Raw genomic sequence first — 1,199 nt, forward strand, 5'->3', positions numbered from 1 at the left:
GATCGCATCGCGCCAAGTCGCCTACGAGCGCTATAGGAATCTGTTCTACGTGGCGGTTTCAAGGCCGCGGAAGCGCCTTGCGCTTCTCTTCACTCATAAGCTCGATCCGGCGGCAGTCGCCACGCTGCAGCATTGGTTCTCCGGCCATTCAGTCGAGGATTTGGGCTTCAGCCTGTGAAGGCTGCCCGCCAGTCGGATCATCCTGATTGCTGTGCCGGCAGTTGCCAGTCATCTAGAAGCGTGCCCCGCACTAGTTCCGGCGGTTGCACCGGCCACTCTAGATGCCCTTGTGTGGACTCTTCTTTTTCTGCGTCAGCCCCAAGTCAACCTCCGGGAGCGGACAATTCAGTTCGGCCTCGGACATTCCTTTCAGATGCGCGTTGTACTGCCAGATGACGAACTGACCCATCAGTCCTTCATTCTCTCGCCTTAGGCGGCCGTTTTCCGCCTCCAAGCGAACAATCCGTTCGCCTGCTGCGCGCAACGAGGATGGCAAAGGCACTGGCAACGCATCTGACCGCACCCGCGCCTTGGCCAGTTCAAACGCTTCCCGGATTCTCATCGAACGATAGAGTGTCTGGCGCACCGGCTGAAGGCCTAGGCGCTTTTGGCAGGCCTCGACCAACGCCTCCCAGGTCAGGCCCGATTTCCACCCATCGAGAATCTCGACAACGCGCTGGACATCGCGATCTCGCAGATGTCTACCCATTGTCAAGCATCCCGGTCTGTCCGTCTGCAGGAGGCAGTGCGAGGGAGCGCTTTCGAAGCGCCCTGCGCACAGGACTGAACTCCTGGTTGGCCCTGAGCCTGATCAAGGTGCCATCTGGAACCTGCGCGGACTGCATAACCTCGATCAGTTGCGCGAGCCTTTGCTGCGTCATTTGGTGCGTCTCGAACCAGCGATCCGCTCCCGCGGTGCCATTGGCGATCTCGGACGAAGCGCGCTCCACCAGCGCGTTCACCTGCATCAGCCGCTCTTGCATTCTCGCCAACCGCCGATCGCCCTTCACGCACATCTGCTCACTGCAGTTCAGGCAGTCCCGGAAGCGCTGGCACGGCGCCATGACGAAATCGTGGACGCAATAGCCGTATTCGGTGACGTGCGCAGTCGGGACCAGCAAGAGGTCAAATTCCTGCCGGGTCATTGGAACCTTGTCCGCCAGCAGCTTCAGGTTGCTATCCACGACCGAATCTGTCTT

The 1,199-nt window shown here is 60.0% G+C and carries 1 protein-coding gene and 1 pseudogene; both read right to left on the reverse strand.

The genetic code is table 11. The features are described from left to right. Positions 1-277: 277 nt before the first annotated feature. Complete coding sequence (locus AC06E9_RS19700) at positions 278-709, reverse strand: hypothetical protein (RefSeq protein ID WP_088435229.1); 432 nt, start codon at positions 707-709, stop codon at positions 278-280. Continuing rightward, a pseudogene (locus tag AC06E9_RS19705) lies at positions 702-1,199 on the reverse strand (hypothetical protein); the annotation flags it as partial. The pseudogene AC06E9_RS19705 and the gene AC06E9_RS19700, both read right to left, overlap by 8 nt.

The sequence above is a fragment of the Stenotrophomonas sp. Steno-Z10-BAI genome (genome assembly GCF_056393115.1).